This window comes from Stenotrophomonas sp. AC248, from assembly GCF_979258185.1.
In genome coordinates, this window is sequence record NZ_OZ409840.1 from 3,933,704 (window position 1) to 3,957,123 (window position 23,420).

Here is a 23,420-nt window from a genome sequence, read left to right on the forward strand (position 1 = left end):
CCCGCTTGCGCGGGGTCTGTTGGTGTTTCATCGACAACTGCCGGGATCGATCAATCGATATCCAGGAAGCTGCGCAGCTGCTCGGACCGGCTCGGGTGACGCAGCTTGCGCAGCGCCTTGGCTTCGATCTGGCGGATACGCTCGCGGGTGACGTCGAACTGCTTGCCCACTTCCTCAAGGGTGTGGTCGGTGTTCATGTCGATGCCGAAGCGCATGCGCAGCACCTTGGCTTCCCTCGGGGTGAGGCCGGCCAGCACGTCGCGCACGGTTTCAGACAAGTTGATGTTGGTGGTGTTCTCGATCGGGGACTCCACGTTGGTGTCCTCGATGAAGTCGCCCAGATGGGAATCCTCGTCGTCGCCGATCGGGGTTTCCATCGAGATCGGCTCCTTGGCGATCTTCATCACCTTGCGGATCTTGTCTTCCGGCATGTCCATTTCCTTGGCCAGCTCCTCCGGCGTGGCCTCGCGGCCATACTGCTGGAGCATCTGGCGGGAAATGCGGTTCAACTTGTTGATCGTTTCGATCATGTGCACCGGAATACGGATGGTGCGCGCCTGATCGGCGATCGAACGGGTGATGGCCTGGCGGATCCACCAGGTGGCATACGTGGAGAACTTGTAACCACGGCGGTATTCGAACTTGTCCACGGCCTTCATCAGGCCGATGTTGCCTTCCTGGATGAGGTCGAGGAATTGCAGGCCGCGGTTGGTGTACTTCTTGGCGATGGAGATCACCAGGCGCAGGTTGGCTTCGACCATTTCCTTCTTGGCCTTGCGCGCGCGCGCCTCACCGTAGGCCATGGCACGGCTGATTTCCTTCAGCTCGTCCAGTTCCAGCCAGGTGGTCTTTTCGATGTCGAGCGTGGCCTGCTGCTCGGCGATGATCTGGTCCTTCACGTCACGCAGGGCCGAAGACCACTTCTGCTTGCGCTTCAGTGCGTCTTCCACCCACTCCAGGTTGGTCTGGTTACCTTCCCAGGAACGGATGAAGTCCTTGCGCGGCATGCGCGCGGTCACGGTGGCCAGGTTCAGCACGCGGCGCTCGTGGGACTTGATCTCGGCCATGACGTCGCGCAGCTGCTTGACCAGCACGTCGGTCAGCGGCAGCGGCAGCTTCAGGGTCACGAACACGGCGGCCATGTCGTCGCGCAGCTTGGCCAGCGGCTTGCGGTCACCCTTGGCGGCAGCCTTCTTGAACGCGCTGTACGCATCGCTCAGGGCCTGCATGCGGCGGGCAACTTCTTCCGGGTCCGGACCGGTCGGGCCGGCTTCTTCTTCAACGTCGTCGCCGTCGTCGTCGGCGTCGGCGTCGTCTTCAGCGTCGTCGCTGGTGTCTTCGGCCACGGCCGGGGCCGGCACTTCTTCGACCAGGTCGTTGAAGCCGACGATCACTTCGGCCAGGCGCTTCTTGCCTTCCTTGTGCGCGTCGTAGTCGGCCAGCAGCGATTCCACCGACACCGGGAAGGTGCCGAGTGCGGCCTGGACCTGGCCCAGGCCTTCTTCGATGCGCTTGGCGATGGCGATTTCGCCTTCGCGGGTCAGCAGCTCGACGGTACCCATTTCGCGCATGTACATGCGCACCGGGTCGGTGGTGCGACCACCTTCGGTGTCGAGCGCGCTCAGCGCGGCGGCAGCTTCTTCGGCCGCGGTGTCATCGACTTCGCGGTTGCCGGTGTTGCCATCGTTGAGCAACAGGGTTTCTGCATCGGGAGCAACTTCATGGACATCGATGCCCATGCCGTTGATCATGCCGATGATGTCTTCAATCTGCTCCGGGTCGACGATGTCGTCGGGCAGGTGATCATTGACTTCGGCGTAGGTCAGGTAGCCCTGTTCCAGGCCCTTGCTGATCAGAAGCTTGATGTCGTTTTGCTGGGCAGGACGTTCGTTGGCCATGTAGTGCTCGCGCCACCGGCAGGGAGAGGAATAGGACCTAGCATTATACCAGCCTGGCGCCCCACCGCCCGGGCGGTGGTCCCGGGGGTCAGGGTCTGAGCAGGAAGGTCACCGGACCATCGTTGACCAGGCTGACAACCATATGGGCACCAAACTGGCCTGTTTCCACCCCTGGGGCGTGTTTTTGCCTGCAGATGTCCACCAACCGGTTGAATCCACGTTCAGCCTCGGCCGGCGCGGCGGCCGTGCTGAAGCCCGGGCGCATGCCACTGCCAGTGTCGGCAGCCAGGGTGAACTGGCTCACCAGCAGCAGCCCGCCGCCGGTATCAGCCAGCGACCGGTTCATCTTTCCCCCTTCATCGGCAAACACACGGTAACCGAGCAGGCGATCGGCCATCCGCACGATCTGCGCCTCGCTGTCGCCGGGTTCCATGCCCACCAGCGCCAGCAATCCCGGGCCGATCCGGCCCACCGCCACGTCATCGACATGCACGCTGGCCTGGGTGACGCGCTGGATGAGAACAAGCATGGGCGGGGCTTCCGGGGTGGGGGCCGCCTACCTTAACGCGCCCGCCGGTCCACGCCGATTGTCCCAGCGGCTAGACTTCCCCGTGATGAAACCGCATACCACCGCCCGCCTGGCCTACCGCGCCGCCGCCCTGTTCACCCGCCTGCCCTGGTCCTGGCTGCGCGGCTTCGCCAACGTGCTGGCGTGGCTGTGGATCCGTCTCAATGCGCGCGAGAGCCGGGTGACCCGGCGCAACCTGGAACTGGCCTTCCCCGAACTGACCGACGCCCAGCGGGTGCAGATGCACCGCCAGGTGCTGCGCTCCACCGCGCTGCAGGCGCTGGAAACCCTGCGCCTGTGGACCCGCCCGCGCGAGCAGAACCTGGCCTGCCTGGTCGAGCGCCATGGCGAGGCGCTGTATGACGCGGCGCTGGCCGCAGGCAAGGGTGTGATCGTGGCCGCCCCCCACCATGGCAACTGGGAGCTGCTGAACCAGTGGCTGGCCTCGCGTGGTCCGATCGCCATCGTCTACAAGGCCCCCGACGAAGCCGTCGGCGATGCGTTCCTGCAGCTGGTGCGTGGCGGCGACAACGTGCAGCAGGTGCGGGCCGAGGGCCCGGCGGTGCGCCAGCTGTTCAAGGTGCTCAAGGACGGCGGCGCCACCGGCATCCTGCCCGACCAGCAGCCCAAGGCCGGCGACGGCGTGTTCGCCCCGTTCTTCGGGGTGGAGGCGCTGACCATGACCCTGGTCAACCGGCTGGCTGAACGGACCGGGGCCACCGTGCTGTACGGCTGGTGCGAGCGCGTGGGCCCGGGCATGCAGTTTGCCCTGCACGTCGAGCCGGCCGACCCGGCCGTGGCCGACCCGGATCCGCGCACGGCGGCAACCGCGCTCAACGCCGGGCTGGAGCGGATCGCCCGGCGCGACCCCACCCAGTACCAGTGGACTTACAAGCGTTATACGTTGCGCCCACCGGGCAGCGACGAGGTGGACCCCTATGCCACCGAAGAACACCCCCACTGACTGCGACGCAGCGTCGCGCCCCCGGCGCGATTGGAAACGGCGCCTTCCGTCCCCACTGTGGAACCCACGATGTCCCCCACGGCCCCTGCCATGTCTGATGCTGCTTCTTCCCTGTTCGGCGACCCGGCCGCGATCCGCTGCGAACGGGCGGTGGCCGAACTGCGCGCGGGCCGCCCGGTGGTGATCGACGACGGCCACGGCCAGCGGCTGGCCTTCATCGCCCTGGACAGCAGCACCCGCAGCAGCTTCAGCGCGTTTGCCCAGGCCGCCGCCGACCGCCACTACCTGTTCCTTACCGCCACCCGTGCGCGGGTGCTGGGGGTAGCCGCCGAACACGGCGCCCGCGTACCGCTGGCGGGCATCGACTTCGACGCCCTGCCCTCGCTGAGCTACCGGCGCGAACCGGAAGTGATGCCGGCGGGCTGGTCGGCCGGGCAGGCGCTGGACGATGGTGCGGTGGAAATCGCCCGCCTGGGCCTGCTGCTGCCGGCCATGGTGGGCGTGCTGCTGGAGCCGGCGGACCACCGCTTCGATGATTGCGCGCAGGTATCGCTGTGCGACCTGCACCAAGGGGCCGAGCAGGCCGCCCACGCCTACGAACTGGTCACCCGCTCGCCGGTGCCGCTGCGCGAGGTGGGCATGACCGAATTTGCCGTGTTCCGCGGCGGCGTGGCCCAGCGTGACCAGGTAGCCATCATCGTCGGCAGCCCGGACCTGTCCGGGGTGGTGCCGGTGCGCGTGCATTCGTCCTGCCTCACCGGCGACCTGTTCGGCTCGCTCAAGTGCGACTGCGGCGACCAGCTGCGGCGCGGCCTGCGCAAGCTCAAGGAACTGGGCGGTGGCGTGCTGCTGTACCTGGACCAGGAAGGCCGCGGCACCGGCATCGCCGCCAAGATGCGCGCCTACGGCTACCAGCACGACGGCCTGGACACCATTGACGCCGATGCGCAGCTGGGCTTCGGCGCCGATGAGCGCCGCTACGGCAGCGCAGTGGCGATGCTGCAGGGGCTGGGCGTGCACCGCGTGCAGCTGCTCAGCAACAACCCCACCAAGGCGCAGCGGCTGCGCAACGCCGGCATCGACGTGGTGGACTGCGTGCCGGTCACCGGCGATATCACCGCCGAGAACGAACAGTACCTGCGCACCAAGGCCGAACGGGCCGGCCACCTGCTCGACGTCGACGCGCTGATCCAGGCCGCGCAATAGCGCGCGGCAACCTGCTACCGTCTGCGCGACGGGCGCACCGCCAGCAGCAGCACGCCCGGCATCTCCCTTGCCGAGCGCCCTGCCTTGTCCGACGCCATCGACACCCCTGCCATTCCCTCTCCGCCGCCGCTGCCGCCGCTGCCGTCCAGCCCTGACTGGCAGGCGTTGCCACGGCGTGCCGCCGCCATCGCGGCGGTGGCCGGGGCCATCACCGGTACCGTCCTGATTGGTGGCGGGCTCGGCACGGCCTGGGTGCTGCTGGACCTGCCGCTGCGCTGGCTGGGCGTGGCCGGCATGCTGGTGCTGGGTGCGGCCATCGGCGCGGCCATTGGTTACCGCCGCCAGCGCCGCACGTTCTGGCGGCTCGACGCACAGGGCCTGGGCGTGCGCCGCGACCTGATGTGGCAGCAGGAGACCCGCGTGCCGATCTCGCGCGTGCAGCACCTGGACCTGCGCCGGGGGCCGATCGAACGCAGCGCACGGCTGGCCACGCTGGTGGTGCACACCGCCGGCAGCCGCTTCAGTGCGGTGAGCCTGAGCGGGTTGGATGGCGAGGATGCCGAACGCCTGCGCGATACCCTGGCCCACCAGCTCGACCGCGACGACGACGCCCTGTGAGCAGCCCGTCCCCGACAGAGGCCGCGTTGAACGACGCGCCGCCAGAGCAGCGCCTGCACCGGTGGTCATGGCTGTTCGTGCTGCTGATGCAGCTGCGCCAGTTCCTGCTGCCGCTGGTGGCGCTGCTGGTGTTCGGCAACCGCGGTGATCGCGATCAGATGTGGTCCTACCTGGCCGCACTGGTGGTGATCGTGGTGCTGGTGGGCACCTCGGTGCTGCAGTACCTGACCTACCGTTACCGGATCGGCCGCGACGCCATCAGCGTGCGCAGCGGGGTGGTGTCGCGCAACCGGCGCGAGATTCCGTTCGCGCGCATCCACAACGTGGTGGTGCACCAGAACCCGCTGCATCGCCTGTTCGGGGTGGCCGAACTGCGCCTGGAATCGGCCGGCGGCGCCCGGCCCGAGGCGGAAATGCGCGTGCTCAAGCTGTCCCAGGCGTTGGCGCTGGAACAGCTGGTGCGGCACCGCGGCCAGGCGGTCGTGGCGCCCCCGGCGACCACGGATGCCGATCTGGATGCAGATGCGGTCACGCCGCCGGTGGACGATGGCGTGCTGCTGCAGCTGAGCACACCCGAGGTGGTGCGCATCGGCCTGCTGTCCAACCGCGGCTGGGTGGTGGTGCTCGCCGCCGTGGGCGCCTCGTTCCAGCTGTTCCCCGATGGCACCGTGACCGACGCGATTGAAGAAGGCGGGCGTCAGGCGCTGGGCTACGCCAATGGTCTGCACCCGGCCACCTGGGTGTGGGCGGTGGCGGCGCTGGTGGCCGCGGCCGCGTTCTGGGTGCTGCTGCGCGTGTTTTCGGTGGTGCTGGCGCTGTTGCGTTATCACGGCTTCCAGTTGAGCGAACAGGAACGTCGGCTCACCGTGGTCAGCGGCCTGCTCACGCGCCTGCGCAGCAGCGTGGCGCGGCGTCGCATCCAGGCCTGGACGCTGCGCGAAAGCCCCTTGCAGCGCTGGGCCGGGCGCCGCCATCTGCGCATCGACATTGCCGCCGGGGTGTCCGAAGAGAACCAGCGCCGCGACCTGCGCGAACTGGCCCCACTGGCCACCCCAGAGGCGGCCGACGCCCTGGTGCAGCACCTGCTGCCGCAGGTGCAGTGGCCGCCCGCACACTGGCAACCGGTGCAGCAGCGCGGCTGGTGGCGGCTGAGCCTGGGTACCGCGGTGTGGGTACCGCTGGTGGCCGCTGCAGGCGTGTGGAACGAGGTGCCGTGGGCGGCCGTGATCCTGCTGTGGCTGCCGTGGTCGGCCTTCCGCGCGCATCGCCAGATGGCACGCATGGGCTATCACCTGGACGACCAGTACGTGGCCGTGCGCGGGGGGTGGTGGCAGCGTTGGTGGCGGTTCGCCGAGCTGGACAAACTGCAGGTGCTGCGCCTGAGCCGTTCGCCGCTGGACCGCCTGCTGGGGACCGCCAGCGTGTGGCTGGATACCGCCGGTGCCAGCGGCAGCGTGGCCTTGTGCCTGCGCTACCTGCCTGACGCCGAGGCGCGCGCGGTGCATGCGCGGTTGAGCGCGGCGTTGGCGCAGCGGCGCCTGCGCTGGTAACCGACGCAGCCGACCAACGGTCGGCTCTACCGCTTCGACGGCCCCCAATACCCCAGGTCACGCCGGATCTGCAGGCCGCGCGTCCACGCGCCGAACGGTTTGCGCTTGAGCGTCCCCAGTTCCCCGGCCAGGAAATCCTCCGTGGCCGCGATCACCCGCTCGCTGGAATACCCGTCGCGGTACGGGTGGATGCTGTCGGCATACTGCTGGATCTGCGCCACCAGTGCCGGCTCGGGCGACAGCGCGCGGTCCAGCATTGCCGGTAGCTGGGTGGCGTCGTCGAAGTCGATCATGTGCGGCTGCGGCACGCGGTTGCGGAAGGTCACCACCGGTTTGTACTGCACCACGAACTCGGACACGATCGAGGAGGTGTCCGACACCAGCACGTCGGCGGCACGCTGCGCGGCCATCACCTGTTCGGGCTCGATGAAGGCGGCGTTGTCGCCGGCCAGCGCGCGGTAGCGCGCGAACAGCTCCTCGCTGCACTTGGGATGCAGGGTCAGCAGCCAGTAGCGCTCACCGCGCGCGATGTCGGCGGCGATGTGCTCGTACAGGTGCGGCGCCGCACTCAGGCGTTCGGTGAAGGTGGAGCCGAACAGGATCACCGGGCGGCCAGCGGCAGGCGCCCGCAGCGCCGCGCTGGCGCCCCCGTCGTCGCGGAACAGCGGGTCCAGCTTCGGCCAGCCGGTCTGCGCCACCGCGAAATGGCCCTGGCGCGCGGCCAGGTCACGGAACGGCTCCGTCGTCGCCGGCCCCTGCGTGCAGTACAGGTCGAACAGGCCCCGCACGCGGAAATGGCCGCGCGCGCTGTCGCGCTTCTGCACATTGAAGCCATGGAAGACCTGCACCTTGGCCCCGGCGATGAACGGCGGCACCCAGTTGGCGGCGCTGAACACCGCACGCGGGCGCAGCGCCAGCGCCTGCGTGAGGTCCACGTTGGGCACCCCCGGCAGGCTGCCCCCGGCGGCGCCATCGGCGAACCAGGCCGACACCGATTGCCCGGACGCGTGCAACGCCTGGGCCAGAGGGGCGAGAATGGGCAGCGCATAACGCTCCGTCGCAAACAGCAGGTACTCGGCCATCATGTCCTCCACGACCGCTCCCACTGAACGGCCTCGCATCTCGGCCTGCATTATCGCGTTCAATGAAGCCGACCGCATCGGCGACTGCCTGGCCTCGCTGGCCTTCTGCGACGAGATCATCGTCGTGGACTCCCATTCCACCGATGCCACGGTCGCCATCGCCCGCGCCGCCGGGGCCACCGTGCTGCAGCGCGCCTTCGACGGCTTCCGCAGCCAGAAGGCGTTCTGCGTTGAACAGGCCAGCCACAACTGGGTGCTGTGCCTGGATGCCGACGAACGCATCAGCGACGACCTGCGCGCGGCCATCCTGGCCGCCCAGGCCAGCGGCTTTGCCGGCCACCATGGCTACCGTTTCGCGCGCCTGTCGGAGTATTTCGGCAAGTTCCTGCGCCATGGCAATGCCTACCCGGACCGCGTGCTGCGCCTGTTCGACCGCCGCCACGGCGGCTGGCGCGGCAAGCGCGAGATCCACGAAGCGGCCAGCGTCGACGGCAGCGTGGGCGTGCTGCGCGGCGACCTGATCCACTACCCGTACCGCTCGCTGGAACAGCAGTTGAGCAAGACCCAGCGCTACGCGCGGATGATGGCCGAGCACGAGTTCGCACGCGGCAAGCGCGCCACCCTGGCCAAGCTGGTCCTGGCCCCGGCGTGGCGGTTCTGGCGCGGGCTGCTGCTGCGCGGCGGCTTCCGCGATGGCTGGCACGGGCTGGTATATGCCTACGTGCGCGCCAACTACGTGCGCCAGAAGACGATCATGTTGTGGATGCTGCAGCACGGACAGCCGGTAAGCGACCCGCCGCGCCACAGCGACGCCGCATGAGCGCTGCTGTGGCAGACTTCATGCGCGTTTGATCGAAGACCTCCATGAAGATCCTCTACACCAACTTCCATTCCGGCGACGGCGGCGGCCACACCACCTACCTGGTGTCGCTGGCGCGCGCGCTGTCGGCGCGCCACCAGCTGTTCATGGCCGCCCCAGACAACAGCCGCGTGCTGCGCGTGGTCCGCGACGAGGGCATCGCCGAGCCGCTGGACATCGCCTTCAGCAGTGGCCTGCCCACGCTGCCCCAGCAATGGGCCGACATGCGCCGCCTGCGCCACCTGGTCCAGCAGCACCGGATCGACATCGTGCATGCCAACGGCGCGCGCGACCATCGGGTGATGATGGAAGCGGTGGCTGGCCTGGCCCATCGGCCCAAACTGGTGTTCACCAAGCACAACAGCAAGCCCAGCAACACGTTCGGCAATACCCTGCGCGCACGCTGGGGTACCGACCGGGTGATCGCGGTGTCCGCCCATACCCGCCAGATGCTGCTGGACAGCCCCTACCGGCGCTGCCCGATCGACGTGGTGCGCAATGGCGTGGACCTGGCGCGCTTCGCGCCGGTCGATGCGTCCGCCGGCGCGGCACTGCGTGCCCGCTGGACCACCGATCCCGATGCGCTGGTGATGGTGAGCAATGCCGGCACCGACGGTCACAAGGGCTGGATCGACCTGGTCGAGGCCGTCGCCACGCTGCCCGAGCCGATCCGCAGCCACATCCACGTGGCCGTGGCCGGCCGCGACGCGGAGCCGCGGCTGCTGGCACGGGTGGCCGCGCTGGGCCTGGGCGCGCAGGTCCACCTGCCCGGCCTGCTGGAGGACATCCGGCCGTTCGTGGCCAGCGGTGATGCGGGCTTCGTGCTGTCCCACGACGTGGAGACCATCTCCTTCGCCTGCCGCGAAATGATGGCGATGGGCAAGCCGGTGATGGTCAGCGACTACGCCGGCCTGCCGGAGAACATCGACCACGACCAGGACGGCTGGATCGTGCCGGTGCGCAACATTCCCGCGATCGCGGCCCAGGTGGCCCGGCTGTATGCACAGCGCCACGACCTGGCCCGGATCGGCGTGGCCGCGCGCCAGCGTGCTGTGCGCGAGTTCGGCCTGGACACGTTCACTGGCCTGACCGAAGCCAGCTACGACGCCGCCCTGCAGGGCGGTTGAACCGGGGTCAGTCCGCCTGGCGCCTGCGCGCCGGATCGGACAGGGCCAGGAACACCGCCACCCAGGTGGCGTAGAACGACGCCGAGCGCATGTCGCGGAACATCATCTCGGTGATGCCGAACACCAGGTAGCTGGCGCAGATCATCACCCCGGCACCGGCGAACAGGCGGCCGGCGTCGTCCTCGCGCCACAGCCGGCGCAGCAGCACCCAGCCCGGCGCGGCGTACAGCAGCACCAGCCCCAACCCGCCCAGCACGCCGTAGGTGGCCAGGAAATACAGCAGGTCGTTGTGGGTTTCGCCGTAGTCACGTGCCACGGTGGGCGACACCTGGCGGGCTTCGGCCAGGCTGCGCAGTTCTTCGCGGAAGCGGTCACCCCCGCCGATGCCGAACACCGGCTCGCTCTGGATCATGTGCCCCGCCGCACTCCACAGCTGCAGCCGGATGCACACCGACGTATCGGCCAGGTGGGTCACCTGGCACTCTTCGAATTCGTTCACGCCCAGGTGGATGCGCTCGCGCAGGGTGCTGTCGCTGAGCACGATCAGGCCCACCGCGCCGAGCAGCAACGCACCGGCCCAGGCCTTGTAACGGTTGAGCCGGCGCCCCTGCACCAGCAGTGCGATGAACACCAGCACCGGCACCGCCAACAGGCCGCCGCGGGTCTGGGTGGCCAGGAACGCGCCCAGCCCGGCCACGCCGGTGATCAGTTTCAGCGCGAACTCGGTGCGCTTGAAACGGGTAATGCGGTAGCCCAGCAGCAGCAGCGCCAGCATCGAAAACAGCAGCGTCAGGTTGCCGTAGGTCACCGTGTTGAACTGGCGGGTGGCCGGGCGTCCGCCGGTGCTCAACACCAGCCAGCCGACATTGATCACCGCATACCAGATGCCCAGCAACAAGCCGAACAGACCATGGGCCAGAATCGGGCGCGGAATCCGCAGCGCGGCGGCCAGGATCAGCAGCACGGTCAGGAAACGCGAGGCCTTTTCCACTTCCGAGCCCTTCCACAGGCCGTGCACCAGCAGGCTGGTCAGCACGCCGATCAGCATCACCGCCACGCCCACGCCCATCCACACATATTCGCGGCGGTTGTCGCACCAGACCTGCCCGGGCGCGGCCGGGCGCACCACGAACAGCACGATGATGCTCAGCAGGACCAGCAGGTAATAGCCCGCGCTGCCACCGTCCAGGGTCGACATCAGCAGCACCGGGGACAACCCGACCGCGATCGTGAAGGCCCATGCCAAGGCAAGGTTGGCGCGGGCAGGACGGAGTGGAGACATGGTCACGATCTGGGCAATGCGGCGTAATGACGGAGGAGGAACGGGTTCACCGGCCTCCATTCCAGGATCGGGCGAGCAGGCGGCATTGTCGCTGATCGTCCCGTAATGATCCATGAGAGTCCCATCACTCCTCCGGCGCCTCCCGGCCTTGTTCCAGGGTGATCCGTGCCAGTTCACGGGCACTGGGCCGGCATGGGCCGACCACGGCGTCGGCCGGTACCAGCCACCAGCCACGGCGATTGGCCACGCCCACCCGTTCGGCACGGTTGCGATCGATGCAGTCCAGCACGGCCGCTTCCTGTACCAGCAGCCAGCGCTGCCGCGGCGCCTGCGCCTGCCAGGCCACGCCGTCCTGCAACTGACTGTACCAACGGCGTTTGAAGCCAAAGGTGGTCGCGGGGCGGTCGGCCATGAGCAGGTTCTGTTCCTTCCACCCCACCAGCCCCAGCTCCGCGTCGGCGCCGATGCGCTGCCCGGCCTGCTGCATCAACCCGCGGGCCGAGCTGGAGTCGTTGAACAGCGGGTAGCCCACCAGCCCGTACGCCACCCAGACCATCGCCAGGGTCGACAGCACGGCCACATGGCGTCGTCGCGGGCCGCTGAAGCACAGGCTGGCCATGCCCCAGGCGCCCAGCGCCACGCCGATCCAGCCCAGCGCTGCGGTCACCGACGTGTCGATGCCGCGCTGCAGGATCAACCGGCTTTCAAAGCCGGGCTGGCCGACGAGCATGGTAATGCCCGCGCCCAGCAGGGCCAGCACCAGCACGGCGTTGAACGCGCCCAGCAACCACTGCACGTCACGCCGCCGCAGCAAGCCCGGCAGCAGCGGGGCCAGCGCCAGGCAGAACATCGGCAGCGCCGGCAGGATGTACACATCGCGCTTGCCATGCGGGATCGAGAAGAACAGCACGATCAGCAGCCACCAGCCCAGCAGTACCAGGTAGCGCGGATCGCGGCGGCGCAGCCGGCGCCACCAGGCGGGGATCGCCCACGGCACCACCAGGATCGCGGGGAGCCACATCGACGGCATGGTGGCCAGGAAATACCACCATGGCTGGTGGTGGTCCCACGACTGCGCGTACCGCTTGGCGGTCTGCCGGAACAGGATGTCGTTCATGTAGGCCCGGTACTCCACCGAGCCGCTGGACGTGGCGGCCAGCACCATCGGCACCAGCCACAGCGCCACCGCCAGCACGAAGGCCAGCGGGGCCAGCCAGAAGCGCCAGTCGCGCACGTGCAGCCTAACCCGCGGCCAGCCCAGCAGCGAGGCCACGGCCGCCGGCAGCACCATCAGCAGCGCCAGCACGCCCACGCCCTTGGTGATCACGCCCAGCCCGGCGGCGAACCAGCCCAGCCACCACCACCGCCACGCCGGCCCGCACAGCAGGTGCCGCAGCAGGCCGTAGTTGGCCAGGGTGATGAAGAACACCACCAGCGGATCGATCTGCGCCTTCTTGGCCTGGAAGGTGAAATGCACCGCAAACAACAGTGCCCAGGCCGCGTACAGGCCCACCCGGCGGGTCCACAGCCGGCGGCCCAGGTCGTAGACGCAGGCCAGCGTGCCCAGTGCGGCCAGCAGCGACGGCAGCAGGAACGCCACCCGCCAGTTGCCGAACACGCTGTAGAGCGCGGCCTGCGCCCACATCAGCATCGGCGGCTTGTCCGAGTACAGCTCGGTGCCACGGTGCGGGAACAGCCAATCGCCGCTGAGCACCATCTGCTTGGCCACCAGCGCAAAGCGCGGCTCGTCCGACGGCCAGGGGTCGCGCAGGCCCAGGCCGGCGCCGAGCACCAGCAGGGCCAACGTGGCAAGCAGCCAGAACTCGCGTCTGGCAGGGTTTTTCAACATATGACGCGGGTCCAGCGGCGGGGTATCAGCCCTTTTTTAGCAGACGCGCATAGAAGAATCCGTCTGCACCCTCTTCACCCGGCAGGCGCTGGCGGCCGGCCCAGGAGTCGTGGCCGAAGGCCTCGCCCAACGGCAGGAAGCCTGCGCGGGGGGTGCGCTGCAGGAAGGACTCGATCTGGAACTGGTTCTCTTCCCGCAGGATCGAGCATGTCGCATACAGCAGGGTCCCGCCCGGGGCCAGCATGCGGAAGCACGCATCCAGCAGGCGGGCCTGCAGCGCGACCAGGGCCTCGATATCGGCCGGGCGGCGGTGCACCAGCACGTCCGGCTGGCGGCGGATGATGCCGGTGGCCGAGCACGGCGCATCCAGCAGGATGCAGTCGAACGGCTGCCCGTCCCACCAGCTGTCCGGCGCGGCGGCGTCGGCCGCCAGCACCCGCGCCTGCGCGCCCACGCCGGTACGGGCGAAGGTCTCGCTGATGCGCTTGAGCCGCCGCGGGTCGATGTCCAGTGCCAGCAGCTGCAGGCTGGGATCACGTTCCAGCAGGTGCGCGGCCTTGCCGCCCGGTGCGGCGCAGGCGTCCAGCACGCGTGCACCGGGGCGCGGGGCCAGCGCATCGGCCACCTGCTGCGCCGACAGGTCCTGCACCGACAACGCGCCGGCGGCGAACCCCGGCAGCGCGGCCACCGGCACGGGCACCGGCAGGCGGATCGCATCGCTGCACAGCGGCGACGCCTCGGCCTCGATGGCGGCCGCAGCCAACTGTTCCAGCACCGCCTCGCGGCTGCCGTGCTGACGGTTCACCCGCAGCCACAGCGGCGCGGGCTGCAGGCTGGCGGCGAACACGTCCTCGGCCTGCTCCGGCCAGTCCTGCTCGATCATGCCGGCCAGCCAATCCGGGAACGCAGCGCGCGCCGGCTGGGCCGGAATGCCGTCACGCTGGGCGCGGCGCAGCAGCGCGTTGACCATGCCGGCCTGACGGTCGCGGCCCATGGCGCGGGCGGCGTCCACGGTGGCCGACAGCGCCGCATGGGCGGGCAGTTCAAGCGCGTCCAGCTGGGCAAAGCCCACCAGCAACAGCGCGCGCAGTTCGTCTTCGCGCACGCCGAGCGGACGTTGCATCCACTGCGCCAACGCAGCGTCGTAGGCACCGCGGCGGCGCAGCACCGCAAAGCACAGCGCCTCCAGCAGGGCGCGGTCGCGGCTGTCGTCCAGGGTGGGCAGTGCCTTGGCCAGTTCGGCCTTGAGCGAGCGCCCGCGGCCGATTACCTGGGCCAGGACCTTGGCCGCCAGTACGCGGGTGGGCACGCCGGGGGCGCTGGCGGCGCGCTGCGGGGCCTGCTTGTCCTGCTGGAGCTGGGTCATCTCAGGCACCCACGCTCAGGTCGCGGCGCGCGTTGAGGTAGTCGGCGGCCGTGATCGCCTTGCCGCCTTCGCGCTGCAGCACCCGCAGGCGCAGTGCGCCCTGCCCGCAGGCGATGTCGATGCCTTCGCGGGCGGCCGCCAGCAGCGTACCCGGGGCCTTGCCCTGGTTGTCCGGCAGCGCCACCGCGCCGTGGATGCGCACGCGCTCGCCGGCCAGCAGGGCCTCAGCGATCGGCCACGGGTTGAAGGCGCGCACGGTGCGCTCCAGTGCCTGCGCGTCCTGCGCCCAGTCCAACCGGGCTTCGGCCTTGTCCAGCTTGTGTGCGTAGGTCACCCCCGCCTCCGGCTGCGGCTGGGCAATCGGCTTGATCCCGGCGCGCAACAGGCCCAGCCCGTCCGACAGCACCTGCGCGCCCAGCTCGGCCAGGCGGTCATGCAGCTGGCCGCCGGTGTCGTTGGCACCGATGGCCAGGTGCTGCTTGAGCAGTACCGGACCGGTGTCCAGGCCCGCTTCCATCTGCATCAGGCACACGCCGCTTTCGCTGTCGCCGGCCTGGATCGCACGCTGGATCGGCGCGGCGCCGCGCCAGCGCGGCAGCAGCGAGGCATGCACGTTCCAGCAGCCGTGGGTGGGGATGGACAGCACGGCCTTGGGCAGGATCAGCCCGTAGGCCACCACCACCATCAGGTCCGGCTGCAGGTCGCGCAGCTGCTGCTGGGCTTCGGGGGACTTCAGGTGTTCGGGCTGGAACACCGGGATGCCACGCGCGATCGCCTCCAGCTTCACCGGCGACGGCATCAGCCCGCGCCCACGCCCGGCCGGGCGGTCCGGCTGGGTGTACACGGCCACCACTTCATGGTGGCGCGCGGCGACGCGCAGCGAGGACACGGCGAACTCCGGCGTACCGGCAAAGACAATCTTCATGGCTACCCCACTTGCAGAAAGAAAAACGGCGCCGGTGGCCGGCGCCGCACAACCAGGCCCGGCCCGCGGTCAGCCCGCGCGGCCCGGCCCTTGGGCATCTCAGGCAACGTGCTTGCGCGCCTTGGCCAGCTTCTTGCGCACCATCTCGCGCTTCAGCGGGGACAGGTAATCGATGAACAGCTTGCCGTCCAGGTGGTCCATCTCATGCTGGATGCACACCGCCAGCACGCCGTCGGTGGTCAGTTCCTGCGGCTGGCCCTGGCGATCCAGGAAGCGCACGGTGATCTGGTTGGCACGGGTGACGTCGGCAAAGATGCCCGGCACCGACAGGCAGCCTTCCTGGTAGACCTGGCCGCCCTCGTTGGCGACGATCTCCGGGTTGATGAACACCCGCGGGGTGTCCTTCTCTTCACTGACGTCGATGACCATGAAGCGCTTGTGCACGTCCACCTGGCTCGCGGCCAGGCCGATGCCCGGGGCGTCGTACATGGTGTGGAACATGTCATCGAGCAGTTGCTGGAAGGCCGGCGTGGTCACTTCGGCGGCGTCGATCAACGCGGCCCTGGTGCGCAGGCGCGGATCGGGAAACTCAAGAATGGGCAGGATAGCCATGGCAAATACCGGTAGGGGGCGCCGGTCAAAGCGGCGTACGTCGCAATTCTATCGCCAACGCTTGCCCTGCGCCCCGGTTTCTGGACTATAGTGCGGCAACCTGTTGGGGAATCAGGCACCACCTATGTTTGAACGTACTCGTACGGTCGTCGCCGTGGCGATGTTGACCGTTGCCACCTATGCTACCGCCGTTGAAGTGAATGGCGGGCACCCGGATACCTACGTCGTCCGCAAGGGCGATACTTTGTGGGACATTTCCGCGCGCTTCCTCAAGAAGCCGTGGCTGTGGCCGGAAATCTGGCAGGCCAATCCGCAGGTCAAGAACCCGCACCTGATCTACCCGGGTGACGTGCTGAGCCTGGCCTACCTGGATCGCGTCGTGGCCCAGCCCGGCCCGCGCCAGGAAGCGCCGGTCACCGGCATTCCGCTGGATCAGGTCGAACCCTTCCTGAAGCAGCTGAGCGTGGTCGACGAGGTCAAGTCGCTGCCGTTCGTGGTGGGCCTGGAAGACAACCGCCTGCGTGCCACCAGTGGCCAGACCGCCTATGTGCGCGGGCTTGAGGGCGCCGAAGTGGGCCAGCGCTGGGCCGTGGTCCGCCCGACCGTGCGCTACGCCCTGCCCAAGCCAACCGAGGACCTCACCGCCAGCGGGGATGTGACCCCGGGCAGCGGCAACCTCTGGAAGAACTTCTTCGTTCCCAGCAAGCGCAACCAGACGCTGGGCTACGAGTTGGCGCAGATCAACGTCGGCACGGTCACCAAGGTGGCCGCCGGCAATGTGGATGTGACCACCATTGCCCTGCAGACCGGGGTGGGCGGCGTGGAAGTGCGCAACGGCGACCGCCTGGTGCCGGTGCAGGCCAACCCGTACGACCTGCAGTTCTTCCCGCACGTTCCGGCTGCCCAGACCGAAGGCCTGGATATCCGCGTGCTGGCCGTGACCGACATGTTCCTGTCCGGTGGCCCGCGCGATGTGATCGCCATTTCCGCCGGCAGCACCGACGGCATCGACAACGGCACCGTCGTGTCGCTGTGGCGCCAGGGCCGGCACGTGGCCAACAAGATGAAGTACCCCGGTTCGTCGCGGATGGACGACTCGCTCACCGACGGCGCCGGGCGCTTCTCCCTGCCCGACGAGTACGCTGCCCATGCGATGGTGTTCCGCACCTACGACAAGGTCAGCTATGCCCTGGTGATGCAGGGGGTCAAGCCGGTGCTGGTCGGGTACGCGGCAAAGCACCCTGACGCTCAGTAAGCGCAAACCCCTACGCACTACTCCGACGGCGCCCCAGGGCGCCGTCGCTGTATGCGGCCTAGCCTTGGCGGATGTGCGAAACCCTCCCGCTTGACACCCGCGACGCCCTGCTCCGCCTGGTCCTGGCCGGCGGCCCGCTGCCACCGCGGCGGCGCCTGCTGCAGGCCCACGCCGATCCCGCCCTCGCCCTGCGTGCCGGACCATCCAGCTGGCGCGCCAATGGCTGCACCCCCGAGCAATGCGCGCGGCTGGCCTGCCCCGACCCGGTGGCCCTGGCGCTGGCCCACCACTGGGCGGCCCACCCCGGCCATCACCTGGTGCCGATCCACAGCGACGACTACCCGATGCTGCTGCGCCACCATCCCCAGGCGCCACTGGTGCTGTTCGTGCAGGGCGACCCGGCCACGCTGTGGCACCCCGGGGTTGCCGTGGTGGGCAGCCGCACGCCGTCGCCCAGCGGCGCGGAGCTGGCCGCCGAATTCGCCGCCGCGTTCGCGCGCAGCGGGCTGGCGGTGGTCAGCGGGCTGGCCGCGGGGGTGGACGCGCGCGCCCACGAGGCGGCGTTGCGGGTGCCGGGCGGCCTGACGGTGGCGGTGGTGGCCACCGGCCTGGACCGCACCTACCCTCCGCGCCATGCGGCCCTGCAGGCGCGGATCGCCCAGGGCGGCGCCGTGGTCAGCGAGTACCCGCCCGGCACCGCCGCCAGGGCCGGCCAGTTCCCCGCGCGCAACCGGCTGATCGCCGGGCTCAGCCTGGGCACGGTGGTGATCGAGGCGGCGCTGCGGTCCGGGGCGCTGATCACCGCCCGGCTGGCGGCCGAGGCCGGGCGCGAGGTCTTCGCCCTGCCCGGCTCGGTGCGCAACCCGCGGGCACGCGGCTGCCACCGCCTGATCCGCGAAGGCGTGATGCTGGTGGAGCACCCCGACGAAGTGATCGCCGGGCTGACCGCCCTGGCCGGCACCCTGGGCCAGGCCTTGCGAAGCCGGCTGGACGCCCCCACTGAACAGGCACGACCGGCGCCTCGGCGCGCCCCCTCCTTCCCCGACCCGGACTACCAGCGCTTGTGGCAGGCACTGGATGACAACCCAACGGGTATGGATTCACTGATCCAGCGCAGCGGATTGACGACGGCCCAGCTGTCGGCCATGCTGCTGGTCATGGAACTGGAAGGAAAGGTGGTTGCCGCCTATGGCCGCTACTGTCGAAAACCCTAGTTTCTTCACCTCCACAGCGTCGTTGACGCAGGCCGAGGGGCAATGAAAGAGAGCATTCTGGATGTCCTGCTGTACCTGTTCGAACATTATTTCAGCGAGGACCCGGACCTCGTCCGTGACCGCGACACCCTCCAGAACAGCCTGATACAGGCCGGCTTCAGCCCCACCGAAATCAAGAAAGCGTTCGACTGGCTCGATGCCCTGGCCGACCAGCGCCCGGCCGTGAACGTGGCCCGGGTCGATGGCCCGGTGCGCATCTACCACGGTCCGGAACTGGACAAGCTGGACGTTGAAGGCCGCGGCTTCCTGATGTTCCTGGAGCAGCACGGCATCCTGGACGCCAACCAGCGCGAGCTGGTGCTGGACCGCGCCATGGCCCTGGACCAGGACGAGCTGGACCTGGACGACCTCAAATGGGTGGTGCTGATGGTGCTGTTCAACCAGCCCGGGTCCGAGGCCGCCTACGCCTGGATGGAAACGCAGATGTTCATTGACGAACCGGAACCGCTTCACTGACCGTACACTGGGTGCCTTGCGCATTCAGGAGCGTGCCGTGGGCCAGTGGTTCTATGCAGAAGGAAATCGCCAGCAGCGCGGGCCGCTGGCGTCCGATGAACTGATCGCGCTGTACCAGTCCAGCCGCATTGCGGCCGATACGCTGGTCTGGCGCGACGGCATGGCGCAGTGGCAACCGCTGCGCGAGGTGGCCGACGAGATCGGCCTGGTACTGGCTGCGCCGCCGGCGCCCGTGACCGACCCACCCGCCGAAACCGACACGCCCGACGTTGCGCTGCCGCCGCAGATTCCCCTGGGCAGCCCCGCATCCGGCTCGGTGCCGCCCGTGACGGCCCCACCGGTGACGGCCGCTGCCGCGCCCGCCATGGCCACCACGCCGGTACCGCCGCGCCAGGGCCTGTCCGGCTGCGCCATCGCCGGCATCGTGGCCGGCATCGTCGGCGTGCTGCTGGTGGTGCTCATCGGCATTCTTGCCGCGATCGCCCTGCCCGCCTATCAGGAGTATGTGCTGCGCTCCAAAACCGCGCAGGCCATCACCGAACTGGACCCGATCAAGGTGCAGGTGAGCGAGTTCGTGCAGACCCACGGGCGCTGCCCGGTCAATGACGACGACGGGTTCCAGCCGGCCGAAAGCTATGCCAGCGGCGACCTGGCGGCGGTGCGGATCGGCCGCTTCGACAACAGCCACTGCGGCATCGAAGCCGAGCTGTCGGTGCCCGCCAAGGCGGCCCTGGACGGCAAACTGCTGTGGCTGGATTTCGACCCGGAGCTGCACCAGTGGGAATGCACCGGCGAGCCGGATGACAAGTACCTGCCGCAGCACTGCCGCGGCTGACAACGGACGCATGTCCATGGATGAACCCAAAGGGGATTGAAGCAATGACTGAGTGGTATTTCGCCGATGGCCAGGAACGCCAGGGCCCGTTGACCGCCGACGAGATGCGCCTGCGTTTCCAGCGCGCGCAGATCAGCCTGACCACGCTGGTCTGGCGTGAGGGCTTTGCGCAGTGGAAACCGCTGTCCGAGGCGGTCGACGAACTGCAGCTGCAGAACCTGAGCAGCGCTGCGGAGAACCTGGGCAGCGGCTTCGACCTGCGCGGCGATTACACGGCCATCGACAACGGCACCGCGCCGTTGCCGGGCACCGGTGGCGGCACCCATTCGCCGTACACGGCGCCGGCCGCCGGCGGCTATGCCAACGCGACGGTGGTCGGCGGCGGCAACGTGGTCTACGCCGGGTTCTGGAAGCGCTATGCCAGCTACTTCCTCGACTCGGTGGTGGTGAGCGTGGTCAACATTCCGATCAGCCTGATCTTCAACGGCATCGGCGCGGTGTCGGGCAACGAGTCGGTGGCGCTGGTGATGAGCCTGCTGGCGATGGTGGCCGGCCTGGCGCTGGGCGTGGCCTACTACGCCGGCTTCCATGCCTCGGCCGGTGGCGCCACCCTGGGCAAGATGGCCGTGGGCATCAAGGTGGTGCGCGGCAATGGCGAACGGCTCACCCTGGGCCGCGGCATCGGGCGCTACTTCGGCTTCCTGCTGAGCAGCCTGACCCTGATGATCGGTTTCATCATGGCCGCCTTCACCGAGCGCAAGCAGGCCCTGCACGACATGATCTGCGACACCGTGGTGGTCGACAAATGGGCCTACACCGAAAACGAGCACCTGCAGCAGCCGACCCTGGGCACCGTCACCATCGTGATTCTGGTGGTTTCGGGCCTGCTCACCGTGGCCGCCATCGGCGTCGGCATTGCCATGATCGGGGTCATCGCCTCGTCCATGTCCTGACCCCACCCTCACACCGGGCCGCTTGACACGGGCGGCTCGGTCGTGATTCCTCTAATAAGAGGAAAAGCTGAACGCCCGGCGCATACCCGGGCGTTCAGTTTATGGAAATCGCCCGCTGCCCTTCACTAATGCGGCCATTTGCTCCACCCTAGCGCCCTCTCCCGGGCTGCTGCCCACAGAAATAATCTGACATGCCCAAGCACCTGCTCATCGTCGAATCGCCCGCCAAGGCCAAGACGATCAACAAATACCTCGGCAAGGACTACACCGTCCTGGCCTCGTATGGGCATGTGCGCGACCTGGTGCCGAAGGAAGGCGCGGTCGATCCCGACAACAACTTCGCGATGCGGTACGACCTCATCGAGAAGAACGAAAAGCACGTCGATGCCATCGTCAAGGCTGCCAAGGGCGCCGACGACATCTTCCTGGCCACCGATCCGGATCGCGAGGGTGAGGCGATCAGCTGGCACATCGCCGAAATCCTGAAGGAACGCGGGCTGGTCAAGGACAAGCCGATGCAGCGCGTGGTCTTCACCGAGATCACCCCGCGCGCCATCAAGGAAGCCATGGGCCACCCGCGCGAGATCGCCGGTGACCTGGTCGATGCGCAGCAGGCACGCCGCGCGCTGGATTACCTGGTGGGCTTCAACCTCTCCCCGGTGCTGTGGCGCAAGGTGCAGCGCGGCCTGTCCGCCGGCCGCGTGCAGAGCCCGGCGCTGCGCATGATCGTCGAGCGCGAGGAAGAGATCGAAGCGTTCATCGCCCGCGAGTACTGGAGCATCGATGCCGCCTGCGCGCATCCCTCGCAGCCGTTCACCGCGCGCCTGACCAAGCTGGACGGCAAGAAGTTCGAACAGTTCACCGTGACCGACGGCGATACCGCCGAGGCCGCACGCCTGCGCATCCAGCAGGCCGCGCAGGGCGCGCTGCATGTCACCGACGTGGCCAGCAAGGAGCGCAAGCGCCGCCCGGCCCCGCCGTTCACCACCTCCACGCTGCAGCAGGAGGCCTCGCGCAAGCTGGGCTTCACCACCCGCAAGACCATGCAGGTGGCGCAGAAGCTGTACGAAGGTGTGGCCATCGGCGAGGAAGAAGGCACCGTCGGCCTGATCTCGTACATGCGTACCGACTCGGTCAACCTGTCCCAGGATGCGCTGGCCGAGATCCGCGACGTGATCGCCCGCGATTACGGCATCGCCTCGCTGCCCGACCAGCCCAACACCTACCAGACCAAGTCCAAGAACGCCCAGGAAGCGCATGAAGCGGTGCGCCCGACCTCTGCCCTGCGGACCCCGGCGCAGGTGGCGCGCTTCCTGACCGACGACGAGCGCAAGCTCTACGAACTGATCTGGAAGCGGGCCGTGGCCTGCCAGATGATCCCGGCCACGCTCAACACCGTGAGCGTGGACCTGTCGGCCGGCAGCGAACACGTGTTCCGCGCCAGCGGCACCACCGTGGTGGTGCCCGGCTTCCTGGCCGTGTACGAAGAAGGCAAGGACACCAAGAGCGCCGAGGATGACGACGAAGGCCGCAAGCTGCCGGCGATGAAGCCCGGCGACCGCGTGCCGCTCGACCGCATCGTGGCCGACCAGCACTTCACCCAGCCGCCGCCGCGCTTCACCGAAGCGGCGCTGGTCAAGGCGCTGGAAGAATATGGCATCGGCCGCCCGTCGACCTACGCCTCGATCATCCAGACCCTGCTGTTCCGCAAGTACGTGGAAATGGAAGGCCGCAGCTTCCGCCCGTCCGACGTCGGCCGTGCGGTGTCCAAGTTCCTGTCCAGCCACTTCACCCAGTACGTGGACTACGACTTCACCGCCAAGCTGGAAGACGAGCTCGATGCGGTGTCGCGTGGCGAGGAAGACTGGATTCCGCTGATGGCCCGCTTCTGGGACCCCTTCAGCAAGCTGGTCGAAGAGAAGAACGAGTCGGTCGATCGCGCCGAAGCCAGTGGCGCGCGCGAGCTCGGCACCGACCCCAAGACCGGCAAGCCGGTCAGCGTGCGGCTGGGCCGCTTCGGGCCGTACGCGGCCATCGGCAGCACCGCCGAAGATGCCGAAGACAAGCCCAAGTTCGCCTCGCTGCGCCCGGGCCAGTCGATGCACACCATTTCCCTGGAAGACGCGCTGGAGCTGTTCCTGATGCCGCGCGCGCTCGGCCAGGACAAGGACGAGGACGTCAGCGTCGGTATCGGCCGGTTCGGTCCGTTCGCCAAGCGCGGCAGCACCTATGCCTCGCTGAAGAAGGAAGACGACCCCTATACGATCGACCTGGCCCGTGCGGTGTTCCTGATCGAAGAGAAGGAAGAGATCGCGCGCAACCGGATCATCAAGGAGTTCGAGGGCAGCGACATCCAGGTGTTGAACGGCCGCTTCGGCCCGTACATCAGCGATGGCAGGATGAACGGCAAGATCCCCAAGGATCGTGAGCCGGCGTCGCTGACCCTGGCTGAAGTGCAGCAGTTGATGGAAGAAACCGGCAAGCCGGTGCGCAAGGGCTTCGGCAAGAAGGCGGCCAAGAAAGTGGTCGCCAAGAAGGCCGCGGTGAAGAAGGAGGCCGCGCCGAAGAAGGCCGCCGCCAAGAAGGCACCGGCGAAGAAAGCGGCCACCAAGAAGGCGGCAACGAAGAAGACCGCGACCAAGAAAGCGGCCACCAAGAAGGTTGCCAAGAAGACGGTCGCCAAGAAGGCCTGAGGGCCTCTACCGGCGCAGGCCCACGCCATGCGTGGATCTGCGCGGGGA

Annotated in this window: 20 protein-coding genes; 12 read left to right on the plus strand and 8 right to left on the minus strand. The window is 68.6% G+C overall.

All coding sequences use genetic code 11. The annotated features are described in order from the left end of the window. Positions 1-50: 50 nt before the first annotated feature. Together rpoD and dtd are read right to left on the minus strand one after the other, a co-directional pair. Positions 51-1,898 (minus strand): RNA polymerase sigma factor RpoD, encoded by a 1,848-nt coding sequence (rpoD, locus tag ACZ0AE_RS17705; RefSeq protein WP_463601755.1) that lies wholly within the window; start codon positions 1,896-1,898, stop codon positions 51-53. Between the two features lie 88 nt (positions 1,899-1,986). Beyond that, on the minus strand, positions 1,987-2,427 hold the full coding sequence (dtd, locus tag ACZ0AE_RS17710; RefSeq protein WP_038686000.1) for a D-aminoacyl-tRNA deacylase: 441 nt from the start codon (positions 2,425-2,427) through the stop codon (positions 1,987-1,989). A gap of 85 nt (positions 2,428-2,512) precedes the next feature. On the opposite strand from dtd, the gene ACZ0AE_RS17715 reads away from it, so the two are divergent. From ACZ0AE_RS17715 to ACZ0AE_RS17730, 4 genes are all read left to right on the plus strand, one after another. Beyond that, positions 2,513-3,430 (plus strand): lauroyl acyltransferase, encoded by a 918-nt coding sequence (locus ACZ0AE_RS17715; protein WP_447595839.1) that lies wholly within the window; start codon positions 2,513-2,515, stop codon positions 3,428-3,430. Between the two features lie 69 nt (positions 3,431-3,499). Further along, a complete protein-coding gene (gene ribA, locus ACZ0AE_RS17720) occupies positions 3,500-4,636 on the plus strand; it encodes a GTP cyclohydrolase II RibA (RefSeq protein ID WP_038685995.1) in 1,137 nt (378 codons plus the stop codon). Positions 4,637-4,720: 84 nt separating this feature from the next. Continuing rightward, entirely contained in the window at positions 4,721-5,254 is a 534-nt protein-coding gene (locus ACZ0AE_RS17725) for a PH domain-containing protein (RefSeq protein WP_081797123.1), read from the plus strand. Continuing rightward, complete coding sequence (locus ACZ0AE_RS17730; protein ID WP_463601756.1) at positions 5,251-6,804, plus strand: PH domain-containing protein; 1,554 nt, start codon at positions 5,251-5,253, stop codon at positions 6,802-6,804. The genes ACZ0AE_RS17725 and ACZ0AE_RS17730 overlap by 4 nt, the downstream gene beginning before the upstream one ends. Positions 6,805-6,830: 26 nt before the next feature. Here ACZ0AE_RS17730 and ACZ0AE_RS17735 read toward each other — a convergent pair whose 3' ends face one another. After that, complete coding sequence (locus tag ACZ0AE_RS17735; RefSeq protein WP_463602111.1) at positions 6,831-7,889, minus strand: CDP-glycerol glycerophosphotransferase family protein; 1,059 nt, start codon at positions 7,887-7,889, stop codon at positions 6,831-6,833. On the opposite strand from ACZ0AE_RS17735, the gene ACZ0AE_RS17740 reads away from it, so the two are divergent. Further along, positions 7,888-8,706, plus strand: a complete 819-nt coding sequence (locus ACZ0AE_RS17740; RefSeq protein WP_463601757.1) for a glycosyltransferase family 2 protein — start codon at positions 7,888-7,890, stop codon at positions 8,704-8,706. The two genes, ACZ0AE_RS17735 and ACZ0AE_RS17740, sit on opposite strands and share 2 nt — an antisense overlap. A 44-nt stretch (positions 8,707-8,750) precedes the next feature. Next, positions 8,751-9,872 (plus strand): glycosyltransferase, encoded by a 1,122-nt coding sequence (locus ACZ0AE_RS17745; protein ID WP_463601758.1) that lies wholly within the window; start codon positions 8,751-8,753, stop codon positions 9,870-9,872. A gap of 7 nt (positions 9,873-9,879) precedes the next feature. On the opposite strand, the gene ACZ0AE_RS17750 is transcribed toward ACZ0AE_RS17745, so the two are convergent. The 5 genes from ACZ0AE_RS17750 to def all read right to left on the minus strand — a co-directional run bounded on the left by ACZ0AE_RS17750 (position 9,880) and on the right by def (position 15,906). Continuing rightward, on the minus strand, positions 9,880-11,154 hold the full coding sequence (locus ACZ0AE_RS17750; RefSeq protein WP_038685987.1) for an O-antigen ligase family protein: 1,275 nt from the start codon (positions 11,152-11,154) through the stop codon (positions 9,880-9,882). A 124-nt stretch (positions 11,155-11,278) separates the two neighbouring features. Beyond that, complete coding sequence (locus ACZ0AE_RS17755) at positions 11,279-13,003, minus strand: ArnT family glycosyltransferase (RefSeq protein WP_463601759.1); 1,725 nt, start codon at positions 13,001-13,003, stop codon at positions 11,279-11,281. Between the two features lie 25 nt (positions 13,004-13,028). Next, the gene (rsmB, locus tag ACZ0AE_RS17760) at positions 13,029-14,369 is read right to left on the minus strand and encodes a 16S rRNA (cytosine(967)-C(5))-methyltransferase RsmB (RefSeq protein WP_038685984.1); all 1,341 of its coding nucleotides are present in this window, start codon (positions 14,367-14,369) and stop codon (positions 13,029-13,031) included. Position 14,370: 1 nt separating this feature from the next. Continuing rightward, the gene (gene fmt / locus ACZ0AE_RS17765; protein WP_448134519.1) at positions 14,371-15,294 is read right to left on the minus strand and encodes a methionyl-tRNA formyltransferase; all 924 of its coding nucleotides are present in this window, start codon (positions 15,292-15,294) and stop codon (positions 14,371-14,373) included. Between the two features lie 99 nt (positions 15,295-15,393). Beyond that, positions 15,394-15,906, minus strand: coding sequence for a peptide deformylase (def, locus tag ACZ0AE_RS17770; protein ID WP_463601760.1), 513 nt, complete (start codon positions 15,904-15,906; stop codon positions 15,394-15,396). A gap of 124 nt (positions 15,907-16,030) precedes the next feature. Between def and ACZ0AE_RS17775 the strand changes: the two genes are divergently transcribed. The 6 genes from ACZ0AE_RS17775 (at position 16,031) to ACZ0AE_RS17800 (ending at position 23,372) form a co-directional block, all read left to right on the plus strand. Continuing rightward, a complete protein-coding gene (locus ACZ0AE_RS17775; protein ID WP_038685979.1) occupies positions 16,031-17,161 on the plus strand; it encodes a LysM peptidoglycan-binding domain-containing protein in 1,131 nt (376 codons plus the stop codon). Between the two features lie 71 nt (positions 17,162-17,232). Continuing rightward, positions 17,233-18,375, plus strand: coding sequence for a DNA-processing protein DprA (gene dprA / locus ACZ0AE_RS17780; protein ID WP_463601761.1), 1,143 nt, complete (start codon positions 17,233-17,235; stop codon positions 18,373-18,375). A gap of 42 nt (positions 18,376-18,417) precedes the next feature. Next, positions 18,418-18,891: a DUF494 family protein gene (locus tag ACZ0AE_RS17785; protein WP_038685975.1), complete on the plus strand. Its 474-nt coding sequence runs from the start codon at positions 18,418-18,420 to the stop codon at positions 18,889-18,891. A 37-nt stretch (positions 18,892-18,928) separates the two neighbouring features. Continuing rightward, positions 18,929-19,726: a GYF domain-containing protein gene (locus ACZ0AE_RS17790; protein ID WP_463601762.1), complete on the plus strand. Its 798-nt coding sequence runs from the start codon at positions 18,929-18,931 to the stop codon at positions 19,724-19,726. Positions 19,727-19,770: 44 nt separating this feature from the next. Then, positions 19,771-20,679 carry an RDD family protein gene (locus tag ACZ0AE_RS17795; RefSeq protein ID WP_463601763.1) on the plus strand — a complete coding sequence of 303 codons (909 nt, stop codon included), beginning with the start codon at positions 19,771-19,773 and terminating at the stop codon, positions 20,677-20,679. A 191-nt stretch (positions 20,680-20,870) separates the two neighbouring features. Next, the gene (locus ACZ0AE_RS17800) at positions 20,871-23,372 is read left to right on the plus strand and encodes a DNA topoisomerase I (RefSeq protein WP_447595847.1); all 2,502 of its coding nucleotides are present in this window, start codon (positions 20,871-20,873) and stop codon (positions 23,370-23,372) included. Positions 23,373-23,420 lie beyond the last annotated feature (48 nt).

Bases quoted from the DNA above. Each gene is read 5' to 3' on its own strand.
- ACZ0AE_RS17800 (WP_447595847.1), top strand. From the start codon at position 20,871: ATGCCCAAGCACCTGCTCATCGTCGAATCGCCCGCCAAGGCCAAGACG.
- def (WP_463601760.1), bottom strand. From the start codon at position 15,906: ATGGCTATCCTGCCCATTCTTGAGTTTCCCGATCCGCGCCTGCGCACC.
- ACZ0AE_RS17715 (WP_447595839.1), top strand. From the start codon at position 2,513: ATGAAACCGCATACCACCGCCCGCCTGGCCTACCGCGCCGCCGCCCTG.
- ACZ0AE_RS17795 (WP_463601763.1), top strand. From the start codon at position 19,771: ATGACTGAGTGGTATTTCGCCGATGGCCAGGAACGCCAGGGCCCGTTG.
- ACZ0AE_RS17735 (WP_463602111.1), bottom strand. From the start codon at position 7,889: ATGATGGCCGAGTACCTGCTGTTTGCGACGGAGCGTTATGCGCTGCCC.
- ACZ0AE_RS17775 (WP_038685979.1), top strand. From the start codon at position 16,031: ATGTTTGAACGTACTCGTACGGTCGTCGCCGTGGCGATGTTGACCGTT.
- rsmB (WP_038685984.1), bottom strand. From the start codon at position 14,369: ATGACCCAGCTCCAGCAGGACAAGCAGGCCCCGCAGCGCGCCGCCAGC.
- ACZ0AE_RS17740 (WP_463601757.1), top strand. From the start codon at position 7,888: ATGTCCTCCACGACCGCTCCCACTGAACGGCCTCGCATCTCGGCCTGC.
- ACZ0AE_RS17755 (WP_463601759.1), bottom strand. From the start codon at position 13,003: ATGTTGAAAAACCCTGCCAGACGCGAGTTCTGGCTGCTTGCCACGTTG.
- ACZ0AE_RS17745 (WP_463601758.1), top strand. From the start codon at position 8,751: ATGAAGATCCTCTACACCAACTTCCATTCCGGCGACGGCGGCGGCCAC.
- ACZ0AE_RS17750 (WP_038685987.1), bottom strand. From the start codon at position 11,154: ATGTCTCCACTCCGTCCTGCCCGCGCCAACCTTGCCTTGGCATGGGCC.
- fmt (WP_448134519.1), bottom strand. From the start codon at position 15,294: ATGAAGATTGTCTTTGCCGGTACGCCGGAGTTCGCCGTGTCCTCGCTG.
- dprA (WP_463601761.1), top strand. From the start codon at position 17,233: ATGTGCGAAACCCTCCCGCTTGACACCCGCGACGCCCTGCTCCGCCTG.
- ACZ0AE_RS17785 (WP_038685975.1), top strand. From the start codon at position 18,418: ATGAAAGAGAGCATTCTGGATGTCCTGCTGTACCTGTTCGAACATTAT.
- ribA (WP_038685995.1), top strand. From the start codon at position 3,500: ATGTCCCCCACGGCCCCTGCCATGTCTGATGCTGCTTCTTCCCTGTTC.
- dtd (WP_038686000.1), bottom strand. From the start codon at position 2,427: ATGCTTGTTCTCATCCAGCGCGTCACCCAGGCCAGCGTGCATGTCGAT.
- rpoD (WP_463601755.1), bottom strand. From the start codon at position 1,898: ATGGCCAACGAACGTCCTGCCCAGCAAAACGACATCAAGCTTCTGATC.